The sequence below is a fragment of the Pseudoduganella dura genome (assembly GCF_009727155.1).
Lineage (GTDB): Bacteria > Pseudomonadota > Gammaproteobacteria > Burkholderiales > Burkholderiaceae_D > Rugamonas > Rugamonas dura.
The window spans coordinates 2,498,081-2,518,751 of the sequence record NZ_WNWM01000002.1 but is presented as its reverse complement, the minus strand read 5'-3'; the positions used below and the strand labels follow the sequence as shown (position 1 = coordinate 2,518,751).

General features: G+C 65.8%; 16 protein-coding genes. 12 read left to right on the top strand and 4 right to left on the bottom strand.

What is annotated here, in order from left to right; all coding sequences use genetic code 11:
• Window positions 1–5: 5 nt before the first annotated feature.
• Complete coding sequence (ilvA, locus tag GJV26_RS11055; RefSeq protein WP_155708866.1) at window positions 6–1,538, bottom strand: threonine ammonia-lyase, biosynthetic; 1,533 nt, start codon at window positions 1,536–1,538, stop codon at window positions 6–8.
• Between the two features lie 271 nt (window positions 1,539–1,809).
• Between ilvA and GJV26_RS11050 the strand changes: the two genes are divergently transcribed.
• From GJV26_RS11050 to GJV26_RS11025, 5 genes are all read left to right on the top strand, one after another.
• Window positions 1,810–2,304, top strand: a complete 495-nt coding sequence (locus GJV26_RS11050) for a YqaA family protein (RefSeq protein ID WP_155708865.1) — start codon at window positions 1,810–1,812, stop codon at window positions 2,302–2,304.
• Between the two features lie 244 nt (window positions 2,305–2,548).
• Window positions 2,549–6,562 carry a DUF3683 domain-containing protein gene (locus GJV26_RS11045; protein WP_155708864.1) on the top strand — a complete coding sequence of 1,338 codons (4,014 nt, stop codon included), beginning with the start codon at window positions 2,549–2,551 and terminating at the stop codon, window positions 6,560–6,562.
• The gene (locus tag GJV26_RS11040) at window positions 6,562–7,026 is read left to right on the top strand and encodes an HIT family protein (RefSeq protein WP_155708863.1); all 465 of its coding nucleotides are present in this window, start codon (window positions 6,562–6,564) and stop codon (window positions 7,024–7,026) included. Before GJV26_RS11045 ends, GJV26_RS11040 begins: the two co-directional genes overlap by 1 nt.
• Window positions 7,027–7,032: 6 nt before the next feature.
• On the top strand, window positions 7,033–7,455 hold the full coding sequence (locus GJV26_RS11035) for a gamma-butyrobetaine hydroxylase family protein (RefSeq protein ID WP_155708862.1): 423 nt from the start codon (window positions 7,033–7,035) through the stop codon (window positions 7,453–7,455).
• 325 nt (window positions 7,456–7,780) lie between these two features.
• Entirely contained in the window at window positions 7,781–9,496 is a 1,716-nt protein-coding gene (locus tag GJV26_RS11025) for a methyl-accepting chemotaxis protein (protein WP_155708861.1), read from the top strand.
• Window positions 9,497–9,567: 71 nt separating this feature from the next.
• On the opposite strand, the gene GJV26_RS11020 is transcribed toward GJV26_RS11025, so the two are convergent.
• Together GJV26_RS11020 and GJV26_RS11015 are read right to left on the bottom strand one after the other, a co-directional pair.
• Entirely contained in the window at window positions 9,568–10,509 is a 942-nt protein-coding gene (locus GJV26_RS11020) for a sulfonate ABC transporter substrate-binding protein (protein WP_155708860.1), read from the bottom strand.
• 22 nt (window positions 10,510–10,531) lie between these two features.
• Window positions 10,532–11,605: a LacI family DNA-binding transcriptional regulator gene (locus tag GJV26_RS11015; RefSeq protein ID WP_155708859.1), complete on the bottom strand. Its 1,074-nt coding sequence runs from the start codon at window positions 11,603–11,605 to the stop codon at window positions 10,532–10,534.
• A gap of 153 nt (window positions 11,606–11,758) precedes the next feature.
• Between GJV26_RS11015 and GJV26_RS11010 the strand changes: the two genes are divergently transcribed.
• Together GJV26_RS11010 and GJV26_RS11005 are read left to right on the top strand one after the other, a co-directional pair.
• Window positions 11,759–14,065 (top strand): TonB-dependent receptor, encoded by a 2,307-nt coding sequence (locus GJV26_RS11010; RefSeq protein ID WP_155708858.1) that lies wholly within the window; start codon window positions 11,759–11,761, stop codon window positions 14,063–14,065.
• A complete protein-coding gene (locus GJV26_RS11005; protein ID WP_155708857.1) occupies window positions 14,065–15,381 on the top strand; it encodes an LLM class flavin-dependent oxidoreductase in 1,317 nt (438 codons plus the stop codon). Before GJV26_RS11010 ends, GJV26_RS11005 begins: the two co-directional genes overlap by 1 nt.
• Before the next feature lie 69 nt (window positions 15,382–15,450).
• Here the strand turns inward: GJV26_RS11005 and GJV26_RS11000 are convergent, their stop codons facing one another.
• Window positions 15,451–15,708, bottom strand: coding sequence for a hypothetical protein (locus tag GJV26_RS11000; RefSeq protein WP_155708856.1), 258 nt, complete (start codon window positions 15,706–15,708; stop codon window positions 15,451–15,453).
• A 254-nt stretch (window positions 15,709–15,962) separates the two neighbouring features.
• Between GJV26_RS11000 and ubiE the strand changes: the two genes are divergently transcribed.
• The 5 genes from ubiE to GJV26_RS10975 all read left to right on the top strand — a co-directional run bounded on the left by ubiE (window position 15,963) and on the right by GJV26_RS10975 (window position 20,643).
• Window positions 15,963–16,697 carry a bifunctional demethylmenaquinone methyltransferase/2-methoxy-6-polyprenyl-1,4-benzoquinol methylase UbiE gene (ubiE, locus tag GJV26_RS10995; protein WP_155708855.1) on the top strand — a complete coding sequence of 245 codons (735 nt, stop codon included), beginning with the start codon at window positions 15,963–15,965 and terminating at the stop codon, window positions 16,695–16,697.
• A 20-nt stretch (window positions 16,698–16,717) separates the two neighbouring features.
• Window positions 16,718–17,719 (top strand): Tim44 domain-containing protein, encoded by a 1,002-nt coding sequence (locus GJV26_RS10990; protein WP_155708854.1) that lies wholly within the window; start codon window positions 16,718–16,720, stop codon window positions 17,717–17,719.
• A gap of 114 nt (window positions 17,720–17,833) precedes the next feature.
• Window positions 17,834–18,460: a ubiquinone biosynthesis accessory factor UbiJ gene (locus tag GJV26_RS10985; RefSeq protein ID WP_155708853.1), complete on the top strand. Its 627-nt coding sequence runs from the start codon at window positions 17,834–17,836 to the stop codon at window positions 18,458–18,460.
• A complete protein-coding gene (gene ubiB / locus GJV26_RS10980; protein WP_155708852.1) occupies window positions 18,457–20,025 on the top strand; it encodes a ubiquinone biosynthesis regulatory protein kinase UbiB in 1,569 nt (522 codons plus the stop codon). Before GJV26_RS10985 ends, ubiB begins: the two co-directional genes overlap by 4 nt.
• Window positions 20,026–20,643: a methyltransferase gene (locus GJV26_RS10975; RefSeq protein WP_155708851.1), complete on the top strand. Its 618-nt coding sequence runs from the start codon at window positions 20,026–20,028 to the stop codon at window positions 20,641–20,643.
• The last annotated feature ends 28 nt before the right edge of the window (window positions 20,644–20,671 follow it).

The following is a 20,671-nucleotide window of genomic DNA, read 5'->3' as shown; positions in this document are numbered from 1 at the left end:
GGATGTCAAAGGAACATCTTGTACACCGGATTCTGCGTCTCGTCCCAGTACCGGTACCCCAGCGTGGCCAGGAACTTGGCGAACTCGTCCATTTCTTCCGGCGGCACCTGCAGGCCGATCAGGATGCGGCCCACGTCGCCGCCCTGCGAGCGGTAGTGGCACAGCGAAATGTTCCAGTTCGGCGCCATGCTGTCCAGGAAGCGCATCAGCGCGCCCGGGCGCTCGGGGAATTCGAAGCGGTACAGCAGCTCGTCCCGCGCCAGCGCGCTCTTGCCGCCGACCAGGTGGCGCAGGTGGGACTTGGCCAGTTCGTCGTGCGTCAGGTCCAGCGTGCGGAAATCGTGTTCCTCGAAGCGGCGCGCCAGCGCGCTCGATTCGCCGCGGTCGGCGATCTGGACGCCGACGAACACGTGGGCCTGGTCCTGGTCGCTGATCCGGTAGTTAAATTCCGTCACGTTGCGCGGGCCGACCAGTTCGCAGAAGCGCTTGAAGCTGCCGCGCTGTTCGGCCATCGTCACGGCGAACACGGCTTCGCGGAACTCGCCCAGTTCGGCGCGTTCGGCCACGAAGCGCAGCCGGTCGAAGTTCATGTTCGCGCCGGACGTGATCGTGACCAGCGTCTCGTTGCGGATCGGGTTCTTGGTCAGCGCCGCGCGCTCCACGTAGGCCTTGGCGCCGGCCACGGCCAGCGCGCCGGAAGGTTCGAGGATCGAGCGGGTATCGGTGAACACGTCCTTGATGGCCGCGCAGATCGCGTCGGTGTCGACGATGATCACATCGTCCACGTACTGCTGCGCGAGCCGGAACGTTTCCTCGCCCACCAGGCGCACCGCGGTGCCGTCGGCGAACAGGCCCACGTCCGGCAGCGTCACGCGCTCGCCGGCCTTCAGGCTGCGCGCCATCGCATCGGCATCCATCGTTTCTACGCCGATGATCCGGATGTCGGGGCGGATCTGCTTGATGTACGCGGCCACGCCGGAGATCAGCCCGCCGCCGCCGATCGCGACGAAGATCGCATGGATCGGGCCGGAGTGCTGGCGCAGGATCTCCATGCCGATCGTGCCCTGGCCGGCGATCACGTCCGGATCGTCGAACGGGTGCACGAACGTGAGCTTCTGTTCCTTTTCCAGCGTCAGCGCGTGGTTGTAGGCATCGGTGTACGACTCGCCGTGCAGCACCACTTCAACGCCGTTGCCGCCGCGCGCCCTGACCGCCTCGATCTTCAGCAGCGGGGTGGTGGTCGGCATCACGATGACGGCGCGGCAACCCATGCGGGCCGCGGACAGCGCCACGCCCTGGGCATGGTTGCCGGCCGATGCGCAGATCACGCCGCGCTTGAGCTGCGTTTCGGACAGGTGCGCCATCTTGTTGTACGCGCCGCGGATCTTGAAGCTGAAGACGTCCTGGATATCCTCGCGCTTGAAGTAAATTCGGTTCTCGAAGCGCTGCGACAGGGTCGGCGCCAGCTCCAGCGGCGTTTCGTGGGCAACGTCGTAGACGCGCGCGGTCAGGATCTTCTTCAGGTAATCGATAGTCATGGTCGTCGGGCAGTATGAATCCAGGCGGATGGCGGACGGCGGATGGCCGGTGCAGGATTGCAGACGATGTGCAGGCAATGCAAAGGCGATGCAGGTGAGTGCAGGTGAATGCAGATGCGTGCAGATGACTGCAAGGGGCCGGCGGCGGTAACCGGGCAAGTGCGCGAAGGAGGGCAGGTGGCGCAAGGTGATGCGCGCCTGTTCATTCGTGCGGGGTTGACAGGGGTCGGAACATTATAATGTGAAGCTCACGCTACCCGCCAAATCTTCGATGATCGAATCTGCAATCGCCTGGCTGCTGGCCTTCCTGGCCGCGCCGGAAGTGGGTCTGACGTCGGTCTTCATCATCGCTTTCGTTTCCGCGACCCTCGTCCCCCTCGGCTCCGAGCCCGCTGTCTTTGCCGTCTGTAAGGCCAATCCCGACCTGTTCTGGCCCGCCATCCTCGTGGCCACCTGCGGCAACACGCTGGGCGGCATCGTCGACTACTGGATGGGCTATTACGCCAAGGCCGCATTTGCCCGGGAGCGCGAGAGCCGCTGGTTCGCCTGGCTGTCGCACTATGGCGCCAAGACCATGCTGCTGTCGTGGGTGCCCGGCATCGGCGATCCGCTGTGCACGCTGGGCGGCTGGCTGAAACTGCCGTTCTGGCCCGCGGTCGGCTACATGGCGATCGGCAAATTCGGGCGGTATGTGACGATGACGGTGGCGCTGCTGTACATCCCCGACGGCTTCTGGCGCTCGCTGGTGCACATGCTGGGCGGTTGAGCCGCACGGTACCGGCGAAGAACATGGTTTGGCGTAGACACTTTGTTTTGCCCAAGCGGAATCCGCGCATTTTCTTGACATTTTTACCTGCATGAGCCGCATCCGTTTCGATGATTCACTCCGGCAACCAAATAATATTCTGTCACTTGACGTAAACGGAACCTGTCAAAAAGCAGGGCTGTTGGGGCGTGGTGCGCCGCAATAAGTTAAAATGGACTCTCTCAGCGTCCTCTGTCCCCACATAATGAACGCCCCAGCACAAATCCAGGCCCTGCTTGCAGAATCGCCGGACGGCCACGCGCCGAGCCGCCTCCGTGAAATTCCGTATAACTACACGTCGTTTTCCGACCGCGAAATCGTCATCCGCCTGCTGGGTGAAGAGGCGTGGCAACTGGTCGACGAGCTGCGCGGCGCGCGCCAGACCGGCCGCTCCGCGCGCATGCTGTACGAGGTGCTGGGCGACATCTGGGTGGTGCGCCGCAATCCGTACCTGCAGGACGACCTGCTCGACAACCCGAAACGGCGCCAGGCGCTGATCGATGCGCTGCATCACCGCCTGTCCGAGGTGGACAAGCGGCGCATGGCCGTCGATGGCGACGAGCCGGGCGAAGTGGCCGCAAGGCGTGCCGCCAATGTCGAAAAGCTGCTGGCCGCCGCCAACAAGGCCGTGGCCGACTTCGGCGAGGAATTCCGCCACATGTACGACCTGCGCAAGCGCGCGGTCAAGGTGCTGGGCCGCTACACGGCCAAGCACAACATCCGCTTCGACGGCATGAAGCGCATCTCGCACGTCACCGATGCCACCGACTGGCGCGTCGAATACCCGTTCGTGGTGCTCACGCCCGACGCGGAAGAGGAAATGGCCGGCCTCGTGAAGGGCTGTATCGAACTGGGCCTGACGATCATCCCGCGCGGCGGCGGCACCGGCTACACCGGCGGCGCGATTCCGCTGACGCCGCTGTCGGCCGTGATCAACACCGAAAAGCTGCTGCGCATCGACGCGGTGGAAATGAAGGTGCTGCCGGGCCTCGAACGCGAATACGCCACGATCTACACCGAAGCGGGCGTGATCACGAACCAGGTTTCCGGCGCCGCCGAAAAGGCCGGCTTCGTGTTCGCGGTCGACCCCACTTCCGCGCACGCCTCGTGCATTGGCGGGAACATCGCGATGAACGCGGGCGGCAAGAAGGCCGTGCTGTGGGGCACCGCGCTGGACAACCTGGCATCGTGGCGCATGGTCGATCCGAACGGCGACTGGCTCGATGTCACGCGCCTGGACCACAACCTGTCGAAGATCCACGACACGCCGCTGGCCCGCTTCAAGCTGGAATGGACGCACCCGAACGCGAAGGGCGAAGCGAAGGGCGCGCCGTTCAAGACTGAAATTCTCGAGATCGCCGGCCGCACATTCCGCAAGGAAGGCCTGGGCAAGGACGTGACCGACAAGTTCCTGGCCGGCCTGCCGGGCATCCAGAAGGAAGGCTGCGACGGCCTGATCACGTCCGGCCGCTGGATCCTGCACAAGATGCCGAAGTTCACGCGCACCGTCTGCCTCGAGTTCTTCGGCCAGGCGCGCGACGCGATTCCGTCGATCGTCGAGATCAAGGATTACCTCGACGGCCTGCCGGCGCAGGGCGAGCAGTTCGCCACGCTGCGCCTCGCCGGCCTGGAACACCTCGACGAGCGCTACCTGCGCGCCGTCGGCTACGCGACGAAATCGAAGCGCGGCGTGCTGCCGAAGATGGCGCTGTTCGGCGACATCGTCGGCGACAACGAGGATGCCGTGGCGCTGGCCGCGTCGGAAGTGGTGCGCCTGGCCAATACCCGCGTGGGTGAAGGCTTCGTCGCCGTCAGCCCCGAGGCGCGCAAGAAATTCTGGCTCGACCGCGCCCGCACCGCGGCGATCGCCAGGCACACCAACGCGTTCAAGATCAACGAGGACGTCGTCATTCCGCTGAACCGGATGGGCGAATACACCGACGGCATCGAGCGCATCAACGTCGAGCTGTCGATCAAGAACAAGCTGCAGCTGGCGCAGGCGCTGCGCGAATTCGTCGCGGCGGGCAACCTCCCGGTCGGCAAGAGCGACGACGCGACCGACGATCACGTGGGCGATGCCGAGATGCTGGGCGACCGCCCGCAGCAGGCGCTCGCGCTGCTCGACGGGGTGCAGGAACGCTGGACATTCATCCTGGCGAACCTGGACAAGCCGCTCGACGCCGCGCGCCTCGAACTGTACCAGCTCGGCCTGCAGGAACTCTCCGGCGTGTTCGAGGAACGCCTGCAGCGCCAGCCCGACGCCACGCTGTTCGACGTGGTGCAGGACCGCACCGTGCGCATCAGCTGGAAGCAGGATATCCGCGCCGTGCTGCGCCAGATCTTCAACGGCGCCGCGTACAAGCTGATCCTCGACGAGGCGCAGGCGATCCACAAGAAGATCCTGCGCGGCCGCGTGTTCGTGGCGCTGCACATGCACGCCGGCGACGGCAACGTGCACACCAACCTGCCGGTGAACTCGGACCATTACGAGATGCTGCAGGACGCGCACCAGGCCGTGGCCCGCATCATGAAGCTGGCCCGTTCGCTGAACGGCGTGATCTCGGGCGAGCACGGCATCGGCATCACGAAGCTGGAATTCCTTACCGAGGAAGAGATCGGCGACTTCCGCGACTACAAGCTGCGCGTCGACCCGGAAGGCCGCTTCAACAAGGGCAAGCTGCTGAACCTGCCCGGCATGGATGCCGACCTGCGCAACGCGTACACGCCGTCGTTCGGCCTGATGGGCCACGAATCGCTGATCATGCAGCAAAGCGATATCGGCGAGATCGCCAACAGCATCAAGGATTGCCTGCGCTGCGGCAAGTGCAAGCCGGTGTGCTCCACGCACGTGCCGCGCGCGAACATGCTGTATTCGCCGCGCGACAAGATCCTGGCCACGTCGGCCCTGATCGAGGCGTTCCTGTACGAGGAACAGACCCGCCGCGGCATCTCGATCCGCCACTGGGAGGAGTTCGAGGACGTGGCCGATCATTGCACCGTGTGCCACAAGTGCGTGACGCCGTGCCCGGTGAACATCGACTTCGGCGACGTGTCGATGAACATGCGCAACCTGCTGCGCAAGATGGACAAGCGTTCGTTCAAGCCGGCCAAGGCGGCAACGATGTTCTTCCTGAACGCATCCGACCCGGCCACCATCAACGCGGCGCGGTTTGCGATCACCGGCGTTGCGGCCAAGGCCCAGCGCCTGGGCAACGAGATCTTCAAGAAGGTGGCGCGCCAGCAGACCAAGGCGCCGCCGCCGACCACCGGCAAGCCGCCGGTGCGCGAGCAGGTGATCCACTTCATCAACAAGAAGATGCCGGGCAACCTGCCGAAGAAGTCGGCGCGCGCGCTGCTCGATATCGAGGACAACAAGATGATCCCGATCATCCGCGATCCGAAGAAGACCAGCGCCAATACCGAGGCGGTGTTCTACTTCCCGGGCTGCGGCTCCGAGCGGCTGTTCTCGCAGGTGGGCCTGGCCACGCAGGCGATGCTGTATGAAGTGGGCGTGCAGACGGTGCTGCCGCCGGGCTACCTGTGCTGCGGTTATCCGCAGCGCGGCGCGGGCGACTACGACAAGGCCGAGAAGATGATCACGGATAACCGTGTCCTCTTCCACCGCATGGCCAACACGCTGAACTACCTGGACATCAAGACGGTCCTCGTTTCCTGCGGCACGTGCTACGACCAGCTGTCCTCCTACGAGTTCGAGAAGATCTTCCCGGGCTGCCGCATCATGGACATCCACGAGTACCTGCTGGAGAAGGGCGTGAAGCTCGAAGGCGTGACCGGTACCCGCTACATGTACCACGATCCCTGCCATACGCCGATGAAGCTGCAGGATCCGCTCAAGACGGTCAACTCGCTCGTGCAGACGATCGACACGGTGAAGATCGAGAAGAACGACCGCTGCTGCGGCGAATCCGGCACGCTGGCCGTGACGCGCCCCGACATCTCGACGCAGGTGCGCTTCCGCAAGGAAGAGGAAATGGTCAAGGGTTCGGACAAGCTGCGCGCCGACGGCTTTGACGGCAACGTCAAGATCCTGACGAGCTGCCCGTCGTGCCTGCAGGGCCTGTCGCGCTACAACGAGGATTCGGGTACCACCGCCGACTACATCGTGGTGGAAATCGCCCGGCACCTGCTGGGCGAGAACTGGCTGCCGGAGTTCGTCAAGCGCGCCAACGACGGCGGCATCGAGCGGGTGCTCGTCTGATGGCGTGCGACCTGTGCGCGCTGCTGGCGGCGTCTCCCGCGGGCGAGGTTGCCGGCAACATCGTCTGGCGCGACGATGCGCTGACGGTGGTCGCCGTCGACGAACCGGGCTATCCCGGCTTCACGCGCGTGGTGTGGAATGCGCACGTGAAGGAAATGACCGACCTGGCGCCCGGCGAACGCGAGCGCGTGATGCGGGCCGTATGGGCCGTCGAGGCGGCGCAGCGCGACGTGCTGGCGCCGCACAAGGTCAACGTGGCCAGCTTCGGCAACATGACGCCCCACGTGCACTGGCACGTCATCCCGCGCTATGCGGATGACGTGCACTTCCCGAACCCCACGTGGGGGGCGCGGCAGCGCGATCCCGACGCGGCGGCGATTGCGGTACGATCGTCGCTGCTGCCCGAGCTGCATGCGACGATCCGCGAACGCCTGAACGACCTGTCCGAACCCCTTTCGAGCTGAATTGCCATGGCCAATCCTACTGCCCTGACGCTGCATAACAAGTCGCGCTACCTCGAGATCGCCTTCGACGACGGCGCTTCCTTCAATATTCCGTTCGAGCTGCTGCGCGTGTATTCGCCGTCGGCCGAAGTGCAGGGCCACGGCCCCGGCCAGGAAACGCTGCAGGTCGGCAAGCGCGACGTCGGCATCACCGACCTCGAGCCCGTGGGCCAGTACGCGCTGAAGCCGATCTTCACCGACGGCCACGCTTCCGGCCTCTACACGTGGCAGTACCTGTACGACCTGGGCGCGAACCTCGATGCGCGCTGGCACGACTACATCGGCCGCCTGCACGCCGCCGGCTTCTTCGGCGACACCGGCCGCGAACCCGGCGCCGTCCTCCACGGTACCGACACTCACGCCCACCAGGGCTGTGGCCACCGGCACTGAACGCCGCCTGAACACCCGGTCCCGCATCGCCGCGGTACCGGGTCGTATCGCATCCCACCAGCTCGACAATCCTCCGCGATGTTTCCAAAAACCGGGGTCAGACCCCAGTTTTCGGCAACATTTCCAAAAATCGGGGTCTGACCCCGGTTGTCGGCAATATTTTTTGTAATACATTGCCAAATGGGATGACGATCGTTGGATCGACGCCGGAAAGACATTATTTTGTTGCTGGCAGGCTACTTCTTGTCTGCGCGATATTGTGCGCACCGAAGTGGAGCATGAGAATATGGTTCTGTAACCGCTCCGCTTTCACAGGAAGATCCCCATGCCCAAACTTACTGTCCGCGCCAGCCTGATGGCTGCGCTGTGCCTGTTCACCGCGATGATCGCGATCGGCGCCGCGCTCGGTGTATTCATGATCAACCGTTCCAACAGTGCGCTGTCGCTGGTGCAGGACATCGCCATGGAAACGCAGGCGATCAACGATATCTACAAGGATGCCACGCGCGTCCGCTCCAGCCTGAACCGGGCCTATTCGGAAGCGCGCGACGGCGGCAAGGTGGACACCAACGGCAGCGCGCTCGGCAACGCCACCAACTACCTGGCCCGCACCCGCAAGGCGCTGGCCGCGTTCGTCGCCGCGCCACCGTCCGCAGGCACGGATGCGCAGTTGCGCAACGACCTCGTCGCGGCGTCCACCCGCCTGCTGGACACCCTCGACGGCGCCATCACGGAGCTGAACCGCAACGACATCGCCGCTTTCGCCACGATAAACAGCCGCGACCTGACGCCGCGCGGCGCCGAGATCTCCACGCTGCTCGAAAAATTCCAGAAGCAGAACACGGAACGCGGCGAAACGCTGATGCGGGAGCGTGACGGCGAATACCGCCTCGTGCTGTGGCTCGTGGCGATTGGCCTGGCCGGTGCACTGGCGCTGGTGGTGGGCATGCACCTCTTCCTGCGCAACCTCGTCATCGCGCCGCTGGAGCGTGCCGTCGCACTGCTCGACGGCGTGGCCCACGGCGACCTGACCGCGCGCGTGGAAGCGAAAGGCAACAACGAGATCGACCGCCTGATGAGCGGCATCGGGAAGATGCAGCAAAGCCTGATCGACATGGTGTCGAACGTGCGTGGCGGGGCGCAGGCCATCGGCACCGCCGCCAGCGAAGTCGCCATGGGCAACCAGGACCTGTCGTCGCGCACCGAGAGCCAGGCCAGCGCGCTCGAGGAAACCGCGGCCACGATGGAAGAACTGACGAGTACCGTGCAAAGCACCGCCGACAACACGATGCAGGCCCGCGAACTGGTGGAAGCGGCTTCCACGAAGGCGGCCGCCGGCGGGGTCGTGATGGGCCAGATGGCCGAGACGATGGCGGCGATCGACGCGTCGTCGCGCAAGGTGGTCGACATCATCGGCGTGATCGACGGCATCGCGTTCCAGACCAACATCCTGGCGCTGAACGCGGCGGTGGAAGCGGCCCGCGCCGGCGAGCAGGGCCGCGGCTTCGCGGTGGTGGCCTCCGAGGTGCGCACGCTGGCGCAGCGCAGCGCCGCGGCGGCCAAGGAAATCAAGGGGCTGATCGCCGATTCCGTGGACAAGGTAGGCTCGGGCACCATGCTGGCCAGTCAGGCCGCGCAGGCGATGAACGAGATGGTGACGAGCGTGGAACGCGTGACGGGCCTCGTCGTCGACATCGCCGAGGCCAGCCGCGAGCAGAGCAACGGCATCGCGCAGGTCAACCAGTCGATCACGCAGATGGATGAAGTCACCCAGCGCAATGCCGCGCTGGTCGAGGAAGCGGCCGCCGCCACCCAGGCGATGCAGCACGAAACGGAAAACCTGCTGAGCGCCGTCAGCGCCTTCAAGCTGTCGGGCGACGCGGGCGCGGCGCATGCGCCGTCGCGGGCGCCCGCACCGGCGGCGCCACGGCGCGCCATCGCCGTCGCATCGCGCGTGGCGCCGGCGAAAGCGCCGCAGCCACGGCCGCAAAAGCCGGCGCCGAGCAAGGCGCCCGCGGCGGACGAGTGGGAAGAGTTCTGAGCTGAAGGCGCTTCACGAAAGCCGGCGGCGGCCCGGTGGCGCCGCCGGCTTCGTCATGACGGCAGCGTCGCTTAGCGGCGTTGCCACGTCCAGGCCTGCGTCGCGATCGTGACCGGCCGCGGAATCAGCTTCTCCCGGTAGAACAGGTCGGCCACCTTCTGCTGGTTGGCCACGATCGCCGCATCCATCGGCACCACCCCCGCCGTCTGCCGACCCAGCCATGTGGCGATGACGTCCGGCGCCACGCCCACCTGCGGGGCCATGATCGCGACCATCTCCTTCCGGTGCGTGTTGGCCCACTTGCCGGCCAGCGCGATCTGTTGCAGCAGCGTGCCCACCGCCTGCGGCGAACGCTTCACGAACGCGCGCGAGGCCAGGTAGAACCCGTTCGCCTGCAACAGGCCCGTGTAGTCGGCCACCACGCGCGCGCTGTAGGCCTTCTGCGCCGCCGCCAGGTAAGGGTCCCACACCACCCATGCATCGACGCTGCCGCCGTCGAACGCGGCGCGCGCCTCCGATGGGCCGAGGAAGATCGGCTTCACGTCGCGGATCGTCAACCCCGCCTTGTTCAGCGCGGCCACCAGCAGCAGGTGCGAACCCGAGCCTTTGGCGAAGGCGATCCGCTTGCCCTTCAGTTGCGCGACGGTGCGGATCGGCGAATCCGGCTTGACGATGATCGCCTCGCTGGCGACCGGCGGCGGCTCGGCGCCCACGTAGACGACATCGATGCCGGCGGCCTGCGCGAACACCGGCGGCGGCGCGCCCGTCGTGCCGAAGTCGATGCTGCCCGCGTTCAGCGCTTCGAGCATCTGCGGGCCGGCCGGGAACTCGATCCATTTCACCGTGGTGCCGGCCGGGGCGAACGCCTTCTCGACGGCGCCCTGGCGCTTGAGCGCCGTCAGCAGCCCGCCGCCTTTCTGGAAGCCGATCCGGACCGGTTCGGCGGCAACGGCCCGTGCGGGCAGGGCGCCGAGCAGCGCGAGGGCAAGCAGTGCGGTCAATATCTTCGTCATGCGATTTCCTTGTTCGTGGTGTTCAGGTGCTTTCGCGCTCGATCAGTTCGCAATCGAGCAGGTTCAGCCGCGCCGGCTTCGGATCGGCCGGCAATTCGCCCAGCGCCTGCAGGATGCGCTGCGCGGCGATCTCGCCGATTTCCCGGCCCGGCGGGCGGATGGTGGTGAGGCTCGGCAGCAGCAGCGGCGAGAACGCGTAGTCCCCGAAGCCCATCAGCGCACAGCGCTGCGGCACCGCCAGGCCGGCCCGCTGCGATGCGAGCAGGGCGCCGGCGGCCAGGTTGTCGTTGGCGAAGATGATCGCATCCGCCGGCTTCCGCTCCCCCCTGCGGCCGCGCGTCAGTGCCTCCAGTGCCTGCCGGCCCGCTTCGAACGGCGCCGCCTCGGTCGGCGCATAGGTCCATGGCTCCAGCCCGTGCTCTTCCAGCACGGCCGCGTAGCCGTCGCGCCGGTCCAGCGCGGAAAGGTCGCCCGCCACGCTGTTCTGCGCGAAGGCGATGCGCCTGTAGCCCTTGGCCAGCAGGTGCCGCGCCGACTGCGCGCCCACTTCGCGGTTCGAGTAGCCCACCTGGATCGGCTTGCGGCGCGGCGCGTAATCCCATGTCTCGACGACCGGGATGCCCGCCGCCGCCAGCATCGCCTCGGTGCCGCGCGTGTGGAAGCGGCCCACCACGGCCAGCGCCGCCGGCGACCAGCCGAGGAAGGCGCGCACCGCATTTTCCTCCTGCTCGTCCGAAAAGTAGCTCGATGCCAGCAGCACCTGGTAGCCGTGGCGGTTCAGCGTGTCGTTGAAGCTCTGGATCGTGCTGGCGAAGATCGGCCCCGAGATGTTCGGCACCACCATGCCCACCACCTTGTTGTGCGCCGACGAAAGGCCGCCGGCGGCGAGGTTCGGCACATAGTTCAGCTGCGCGACCGCCGCATCGATCTTCGCGCCCAGTTCGTCGGACACATAGCCGTTCTTCTTCAGGTAGCGCGATACCGTGATCGAGCCCACGCCGGCCAGCCTGGCCACGTCGTGGATCGTGGCGCGCCCGGAACCGCGGCGTTTCTTCGGCGGCCCGCTGTTTTCCGGAACCTTATTCTCAAACGACATATCGATGCTCCATTTGATTCTTTGACTTCATTTTTGCGTTGGCCGACACTGCGACGGTATCGGTACCATATAAAAAAGTCTAGCAGTCTTCGCATCGGGCACCAAGCTGGTTTTACGCAGGTGCAGAACGGTTTTTCGCATATTGGGGATCTCATGAAACGGCAGCAAGCGGGTAAGCAAAAGAACACACATCGGAACATCCACCTCGGCGTGGCCGCCGGCCTGCTGCTCGGCGCGCAGCTTGCCGGCGCCGCCGAGCCCGTGCCGGCTCCGGCCGCGGACCCTGCTGCGGCCGCGGAGCCCGCCGCGCGGGGCGAAGCGGTGGTGGCATCCGTCACCGTCACGGCCACGCGCCGTTCGGCTTCGCTGCAGTCGGTGCCGCTGGCGGTGTCCGTCGTCAGCGGCGAGCAGCTCGAACTGGCCAACCGCACCAGCATCGACACGGTGGTGCAGGAGATCCCGAGCGCAGCGTTCCGCCAGCAGGGCGGCAACAAGGATTCGACCCTGTTCGTTCGTGGCATCGGTACCATCTCCACCTCGCCCGGTGTCGAACCCACCGTGTCGACGGTGGTGGACGGCGTGGTGTACGCGCGCCCCGGCCAGGCCACGATCGACCTGCTGGACATCGACCGCATCGAAGTGCTGCGCGGCCCGCAGGGCACGCTGTTCGGCAAGAACGCCTCGTCCGGCGTGCTGAACATCGTCAGCCGCACCCCTTCGGAGCAGCTGACGGGCTATGTCGACGCTTCCGCCTACACCGGGCACGAAAAGCGCGTGCGCGCCGGTGTCAGCGGCGCATTGCAGCCTGGCGTGCTGCGCGCCTCGATCAACGCGGCCTACGCGGACTACGATGGCAACGTGACCAACGTGCATGCCGGCGGCGGCAAGGTAAACGGCTACGAGCGCCGCGGCGTGCGCGGGCGGCTGGACATCACGCCGAACGCCGACACCGACATCTCGCTGATCGCCGATTACCTGAAATCGGCAAGCTCGCCCACGCAGGCGGCCTACAGGCAGACCAGCGCGCCGTTCGCGCAGGCGCTGCTGCCGGTCGTGGCGGGCACGGAAAACCGCCAGGTGAACGCCGACCTGGAAAACGCGATCGACGATACCAACAAGGGCATCTCCGCGCAGGTGAACTGGCGCCGCAACGGCTATACGCTGACCTCGATCACCGCGTGGCGCGCGTGGGACAACACGCAGAACACCACCACTTCGCCGATCGGCAACAGCACCGAAACGGCGCGCATCACGAGCGCGTTCCCGGCCACCCGCGACATCGGCACGCTGGAGTTCACGCAGGTGTCGCAGGAGCTGCGCGTGGCGTCGCCCCGCATCGCCTTGTCCTCCTTGGGCGAGGTTGACTACGTGGCCGGCCTGTTCTACCTGCACGGCAAGGATCGCGAAACCTACCGGCGCATTGTGACCACGAACCCCGCCACGGCCGCCACCAACAGCGGCCGTGCCGACTACGGCGTGGAGAGCGACAGCTATTCCGCCTTCGGCGAAGGCACGTTCCACATCGGCCCCGCATGGCGCGTGATCGGCGGCGCGCGCTGGACGCGCGACGAACTGTCGTACGACCATGTGCGCACCTCCACCCAGAACACCGCGTTCGCTGGCGTGCAGCCGGGCACGCGCAGCGATGGCGGCACGGATACGGATGCCTGGTCCGGACGCCTCGGCCTGCAGCACGATTTCTCGTCCACCGTGACGGCATACGGCACCTGGTCGCGCGGCTACAAGGGCCCGGCCTACAACGTGTTCTTCAACATGCTGCCGCGCGATACGCTGGCGCTGGCGCCGGAAACGTCGAGCTCGTTCGAGCTGGGCCTGAAGACCTCCGCGTTCAACCGCCGGCTGACGGCCAACGTGGCGCTGTTCCACACCGATTACTCGAACTACCAGGCCAATTTCTATGACACGGTGGCCGGCGCGGTCGTCACGCGACTCGTCAACGCGGGCGACGTGTCCACGCGCGGCGTGGAGCTCGACGTGACCGCGCGGCCAACCCCGCAGCTGACCTTCACCGGCGCGTTCGCCTGGACGGATGCGCAGGTGGATGCGTTCAATTGCCCGGCGGCGGCGGCCGCGTCGTGCAACCTGAACGGCAAGACGCTGCCGTTCGCGCCGCGCTTCAAGGGCTTCGTGCGCGGCGGCTACAACGTACCGTTGGCAAATGGGCAAGAGGTGAACTTCAGCGCCGACTACACGTACCAGAGCCGCACGCAGTTCGACCTGTTCCAGTCGCCCGATGCGATCCAGCCGGGCTACGGCATCGTCAACGCGGCCATCGAACTGGCGCAGCCGGCGGCCGGCTGGCGCATCGCGCTGGTCGGCAAGAACCTGGCCAACAAATCGTATGCGACGAACCTGGTGACCAGCACCGGCTACGTGTACCGCGGCGTGCCGCGCGACGACAGCCGCTACTTCGGCATCACCGCGCGCAAGGAGTTCTGATGGCGCACGCATACGTACCCGCACCGGCTTCGACACCGCGGCGGCAGCTCAGCCTGACCGCCTTCCTGATGCGTTACGGCCATCACGTGGCCGCGTGGCGGCATCCCGATACCGACCTGGCGTCGACGCCGTTCGAGGTGTACCGCGACGTGGTGCAGAACGCCGAGCGTGCTTGCCTGGACGCGGTGTTCCTGGCCGACAGCGTGGCGCTGACCGGCGCGCCGTCGGTGGAACCGGTCACGCTGCTGTCGGCGCTGGCGGCCGTCACCAGCCGCATCGGGCTGATCGCCACGGCCACCACCACCTACAACGAGCCGTACACGGTGGCGCGCCAGTTCGCCTCGCTCGACAGCATCTCGAACGGCCGCGCCGGCTGGAACCTCGTCACCTCCGACAATGCCGCGGAGGCGGCCAACTTCGGCCGCGACCGGCACGTGGACCATGCCGCGCGCTATGCGCGGGCCCGCGAATTCCACGACGTCGTCGACGGCCTGTGGCAAAGCTTCGATGACGGCGCATTCGTCGACGACAAGGCGGCGGGCAGACTGCTCGATGCGTCGAAGGTGCGCCGGCTGGATTACCGCGGCGAGCACTTCGCCGTGTCCGGCCCGCTCAACGTGCCGCCGAGCCCGCAGGGCAAGCCGGTCGTGGTACAGGCCGGCAGTTCCGAAACGGGCCGCGACCTGGCCGCGGCCACGGCGGACGTGGTGTTCACGGCGCAGTCGAAGCTGGCCGATGCGCAGGCGTTCTATCGCGACATGAAGGGCAGGGTGGAACGGCACGGCCGCGCGCCGGACAGCCTGCGCGTGACGCCCGGCATTTTTGCCATCGTCGGCGCATCGGAAGAGGAGGCGCAGGACAAGTTCGGCCTGCTGCAGGACCTGATCGAGCCGCAGGCGGGCCTGGCGCTGCTGGGCCGGATGATCGGCAACTTCGACTTGTCCGGCTACCCGCTGGACGGGCCGCTGCCGGAATTGCCGGTCACGCAGGATGGCCAGCGCAGCCGGCAGCAATTGCTGACGGCGATTGCACAAGGGGAAAATTTAACGATCCGGCAACTGTACGGGCGCATCGCGGGCGGCCGCGGCCACTTTACCGTGATCGGCACGGCCGCGCAGGTGGCGGACCAGATGCAGGCATGGTTCGAGGAGGGGGCGGCGGACGGCTTCAACCTGATGCCGCCGACGCTGCCGGGCGGGCTCGACGATGTGCTGCGCCATGTCGTGCCGGAATTGCAGCGGCGCGGCCTGTTCCGTACGCGTTACGAGGGGAGCACGCTGCGCAGCCACCTGGGGCTGCAACATCCGGGGCAATGACAAAGGCGCTGTGCGCCCGGACAGCGCCATGACAAAACAGGGTGCCTCGCGGCACCCTGATCATCGGCCTCAGTTGACCTGGGCGGTCCTGCGGCGCTGCACGAATTCCTCGTAGCGGCGCTGTTCGCGTTCCCAGATGTAGCGGAAAGCGGCGCGGGCAGCCGGCGGCAGCGTGCGGATCGCTTCGGCGTTGAATGCCATCGGTTTCGGTGGCTTGCCGCCCTGGGCCCGGCGCGCCTGCGCGTCCGTGGCGTCGATCATCTGGCGGGTTGCCTCATCGATCTCCGGGAAATCAATATCCTTGGGCAGTTGATGTTGAAGCTCCATTGCCTTCCTCCGTATTCAGTAGACAGATGCCGCGTCGAACAGACCGGCTTGCTCGCTTAACGCGGCCTTGCGGAGGGCGGTTGACATGAATTTGAAAAAGTGTTGGAAATTGTAAATACGGCAATGTGTCTTGCAGCAGGCCCGGGCGTGCGCCACGGGCAGCCCCCGGGAAGGCCCGCTTCGCAGCCGGCGCTCCCCTGCGGATGGCGCTTGTATAATGCCGGAAGATCAACCCGTCCCGTATTCGCCTACACATGACCAACACCACCCATTTCGGCTACAAGACCGTCAACGAGGATGAGAAAGTAAAGGAAGTCGCCAAGGTCTTCCATTCCGTCGCCGCCAAGTACGACGTGATGAACGACCTGATGTCCGGCGGCCTGCATCGCATCTGGAAGACGTTCACGATCGCCAACGCGGCCGTGCGGCCCGGCATGAAGGTGCTGGACATCGCCGGCGGCACGGGCGACCTGGCCAAGGCGTTCGCAAGGCAGGCGGGGCCGACGGGCGAGGTATGGCTCACGGATATCAACGAGTCGATGCTGCGGGTGGGCCGCGACCGGCTCTTGAACAAGGGCCTCGTTACCCCCATCTTGTTGTGTGATGCCGAAAAACTGCCGTTCCCGGACAATTATTTCGACCGCGTCAGCGTGGCGTTCGGCCTGCGCAACATGACGCACAAGGACATGGCGCTGGCGGAAATGCGCCGCGTGCTCAAGCCGGGCGGCAAGCTGCTGGTGCTGGAATTTTCCAAGGTCGCCGAGCCGCTGAAGAAGCCGTACGACCTGTATTCGTTCTCGGTGCTGCCCTGGCTGGGCCAGCGCATCGCGAACGACTCGGAAAGCTACCGTTATCTCGCGGAATCGATTCGCATGCATCCGGACCAGGAAACCCTGAAGACGATGATGCAGGCGGCAGGACTGGAGCGGGTCCAGTATTACAACCTGACGGCGGGTGTGGCCGCTTTGCACACCGGCATCAAACTGTAACTTCATCCTAGGACAGAGCCATGAAACTGAAAAAACTCCTCGTTGGCGCCACCCTGGCGCTGGCCGCCATCTCGATGACGGCGGAGCTTGCCGCGCGGCCGATGGGCGGCGGCAAATCGTTCGGCCGCCAGTCGCAGGGCGTCAAGAACATGGCGCCGCGCCAGGCGCAGCCGGCCACGCCGCAGCAGCAGAACGCGGCCCGTCCGGCCAACCAGCCCGCGGCGGCCCCGGCGGTGCCGGCGAAACGCCCGAGCATGTGGAAGGGCCTGCTCGGCGGCGCACTGCTGGGCCTTGGCCTGGGCGCGCTGCTGTCGCACTTCGGCCTCGGCGGCGCGCTGGCAAGTGCGATCGCCACGATGCTCACGTTCGCACTGATCGCCGCCGCCATCTTCTTCATCTGGCGCCTGATCAAGGGCAAGTCGCAAGGTTCGCGCGCGCAGCCGGCCACCGCTTTCGGCGGCGGCAATGGCGGCTTCGGTGGCAATAGCGGCAATAACGGCAACTTCGGCAATGCTCCATCGCAGGGCGGTTCTGCAACGCCGGAAATCGGCTCGCGCCTGCAGCCGTCGGCCTTCCAGCCGGCGTCGTCGGGCATCGACCTGAACAAACCGGTATCGAACGTGCAACAGCCGCACCAGCAGTGGGGCGTGCCGGCGGACTTCGACCAGGCGGCGTTCCTGCGCCATGCCAAGGGCAATTTCATCCGCCTGCAGGCCGCCTGGGACAAGAGCGACATCAACGACATCCGTGAATTCACCACGCCGGAAGTGTTTGCGGAACTGCGCCTGCAGATCCAGGAACGCGGCGGCAAGGATGACTACACCGACGTGGTGGAACTCGAAGCCGAACTGCTGGGCATCGAAAACACCGGTACGGAATACGTGGCTTCGGTGCAATTCTCCGGCCGCACCAAGCCGGCTCCGGACGCGCTGCCGGAGCCGCTGAACGAAGTGTGGAACCTGATCAAGCCGGTCAACGGCAACAGCGGCTGGCTGTTGGGTGGTATCCAGCAGGTTGCCTGAACCATTTGATTCCATCGTGCAGGGTCAATGCCCTGCAAACTGGTAAGATCGAAACCGCCCCGGATTTCCTGGGCGGTTTTGTTTTTTTCGTGTCCCTTATTGGCAGCACCTTACATGTTCCCATTTCCCAATGCGTTGCCGACGCTGTCGATGCCGGCGGCCGCCACGATCAACCACTTGCTGGCGCAGGAGCCGTGGGCTCGCGCCGAGCTGAAGCAGTATGCGGGCAAGGTGGCCCGCATCGATGCGTCGCCGGTCGAGCTGCGGCTGCGCGTGGCCGCCGATGGCATGGTCGAGGCCGCCGATGCCGGGCAGTCCGCCGCCGTGACGATCCGGCTGAAGCTTTCCGACCTGCCGCTGATCGCACAAAACCGCGAGCGGGCCTTTTCCTATGTGCAGATCGAGGGCGATGCCGAGTTCGCCAATGCGATTTCGCGGCTGTCGCAGTCGCTGCGCTGGGAAGCCGAACATGACCTGGAAAAGCTGGTCGGGCCGATGGCCGCCGTGCGCATGGTATCGGGCGTGAAATCGGTCGTCGCCTCGATCCGGCAGGGGCAGCGCAAGGTGTCGGAAAACGTGGCGGAGTATTTCCTGGAAGAGAATCCTGTGCTGGTGCGCCCCGTGACGGCCCAGGCGTTCGCCGGCGACGTGACGCGCCTGCGTGACGATGTCGAGCGTTTTGCCAAGCGGCTGGAAAAGCTGGAACAGAAATTCAACAAGAAGAGCACCGACCCTCGATGATCCTGAAATTCCTTCGCCTGTTCAAAATCCTGCGTGTCATCGTCAAATACGGGCTGGACGAAATCGCCATTTCCGGTTTCGACCGGCCCGGCATCAACCGCTTCTTCGACACGGCGTTCTTCTGGCGCGACATCTCCACGGCGCGGGCGATCCGCCTGCGCATGGCGCTGGAAGACCTGGGCCCCATCTTCGTCAAGCTGGGGCAGGTGCTGTCCACCCGCAGCGACCTGATGCCGCCGGACATCGTTGCCGAACTGTCGAAACTGCAGGATCGCGTGCCGCCCTTCGATTCGCAACTGGCCGTGGCGCAGATCGAACGCTCGCTGGGTGCCCATCCCGACCAGCTGTTCGCCCGTTTCGAGTGGGTGCCGGTGGCATCGGCCTCGATCGCGCAGGTGCACTTCGCCGCGTTGCAGGACGGCACGCAGGTGGCCGTCAAGGTGCTGCGCCCGGGCATGAAGAAGCTGATCGACGAAGACGTGTCATTGATGCACCTGGCCGCGGACGTGATCAACCGGCTGTGGAAGGATGCGCACCGGCTGAAGATGAAGGAAGTCGTCGCCGAGTTCGACAAATACCTGCACGACGAGCTCGACCTGATGCGCGAGGCCGCCAATGCCGCGCAGCTGCGCCGCAACTTCGCCGATTCGAACCTGCTGATGGTGCCGGAGATGTACTGGGACTATTGTTCCAGCGACGTGATCACGATGGAACGCATGAACGGCATTCCGGTATCGCAGATCGACCGGCTGGTGGAAGCGGGCGTCGACATGAAAAAGCTCAGCAGCGACGGCGTGGAGATTTTCTTCACGCAGGTGTTCCGCGACGGCTTTTTCCATGCCGACATGCACCCAGGTAATATCCTGGTGTCCATCGATCCCGCCACGTTCGGCCGCTATATCGCGCTTGACTTCGGCATCGTGGGCACGCTGAACGATTACGACAAGGATTACCTGTCGCAGAACTTCCTGGCGTTCTTCCGCCGCGACTACAAGCGGGTGGCCGAGGCGCACATCGAATCGGGCTGGGCGCCGAAGAACACCCGGGTCGACGAGCTGGAGGCGGCCGTGCGCGCCTGTTGCGAGCCGATCTTCGACCGGCCCCTGAAAGACATCTCGTTCGGCCAGATTTTGCTACGCTTGTTCCAGACGTCGCGCCGCTTCAATGTGGAGGTGCAGCCCCAGCTGGTCCTGCTGCAGAAGACGCTGCTGAACATCGAGGGCATGGGCCGCGTGCTCGACCCGGACCTGGACCTGTGGAAGACGGCCCGGCCGCACCTGGAGCGCTGGGTGTCCGAGCAGGTGGGGTGGCGCGGCCTGGTGGAGAAACTGAAGGCGGAAGCGCCGCGCTATTCGCACATCCTGCCGCAGCTGCCCCGTCTCACTCACCAGGCGCTGACGGCACTGGGCGAGCGCGACCAGACCACCAACACGTTGCTGCAGCAGCTCGCCGAGGAGCAGCGCCGCACCAACCGGCTGCTGAGCTTTTTCGTTTATTTCGTCGGCGCGTTCGTGGCCGGGGCTATCGGCTTCCAGGCTTACCTGCGCTGGCATGGAGTACTGTGAATGCCCGAATTCGACACGCGCGACCCTCTCGATCCCGGCTTCTGGGATGAACGCTTTGCCCGGCAATTCATGCCCTGGGACCAGGGCGGCATTCCCGAGCAGCTGCGCAGCCTGGTGGCGTCGCGCGACGCGGCGGCCGACGCGCATGTCGTGTCGCCGGTGGCACTGATCCCCGGCGCCGGCTCGGCCTACGAGCTGGACCTGATGTGCGAGGCGGGCTGGGAAGCCACCGCCATCGATTTCTCGCCGAACGCCGTGGCACGGGCGCAGCAGGTGGTGCGGCGCTGGCCGGAGCGCATCGTGCAGGCCGATTTCTTCACCTACCAGCCGCCGCGGCCGCCCGATGTCATCTACGAGCGTGCCTTCCTGTGCGCGCTGCCGCCCGCGCACCGGCTCCGGGTCGTGCAGCGCTGGGCGGAACTGCTGCCGCACGATGGCCTGCTGGCCGGTTACTTTTTCTTCGACGAATCGGAAAAAGGCCCGCCGTTCGGCATCGCCCGCGCCGAACTCGATGCGCTGCTGGCGCCATATTTCACGCTCGTGGAGGAGGAACCCGTGCCCGATTCGCTGCCCGTCTTCGAAGGCAAGGAACGCTGGATGGAGTGGCGGCGGCGGTAATGCGGCATTTCACGGTCGAGCCCGTGTC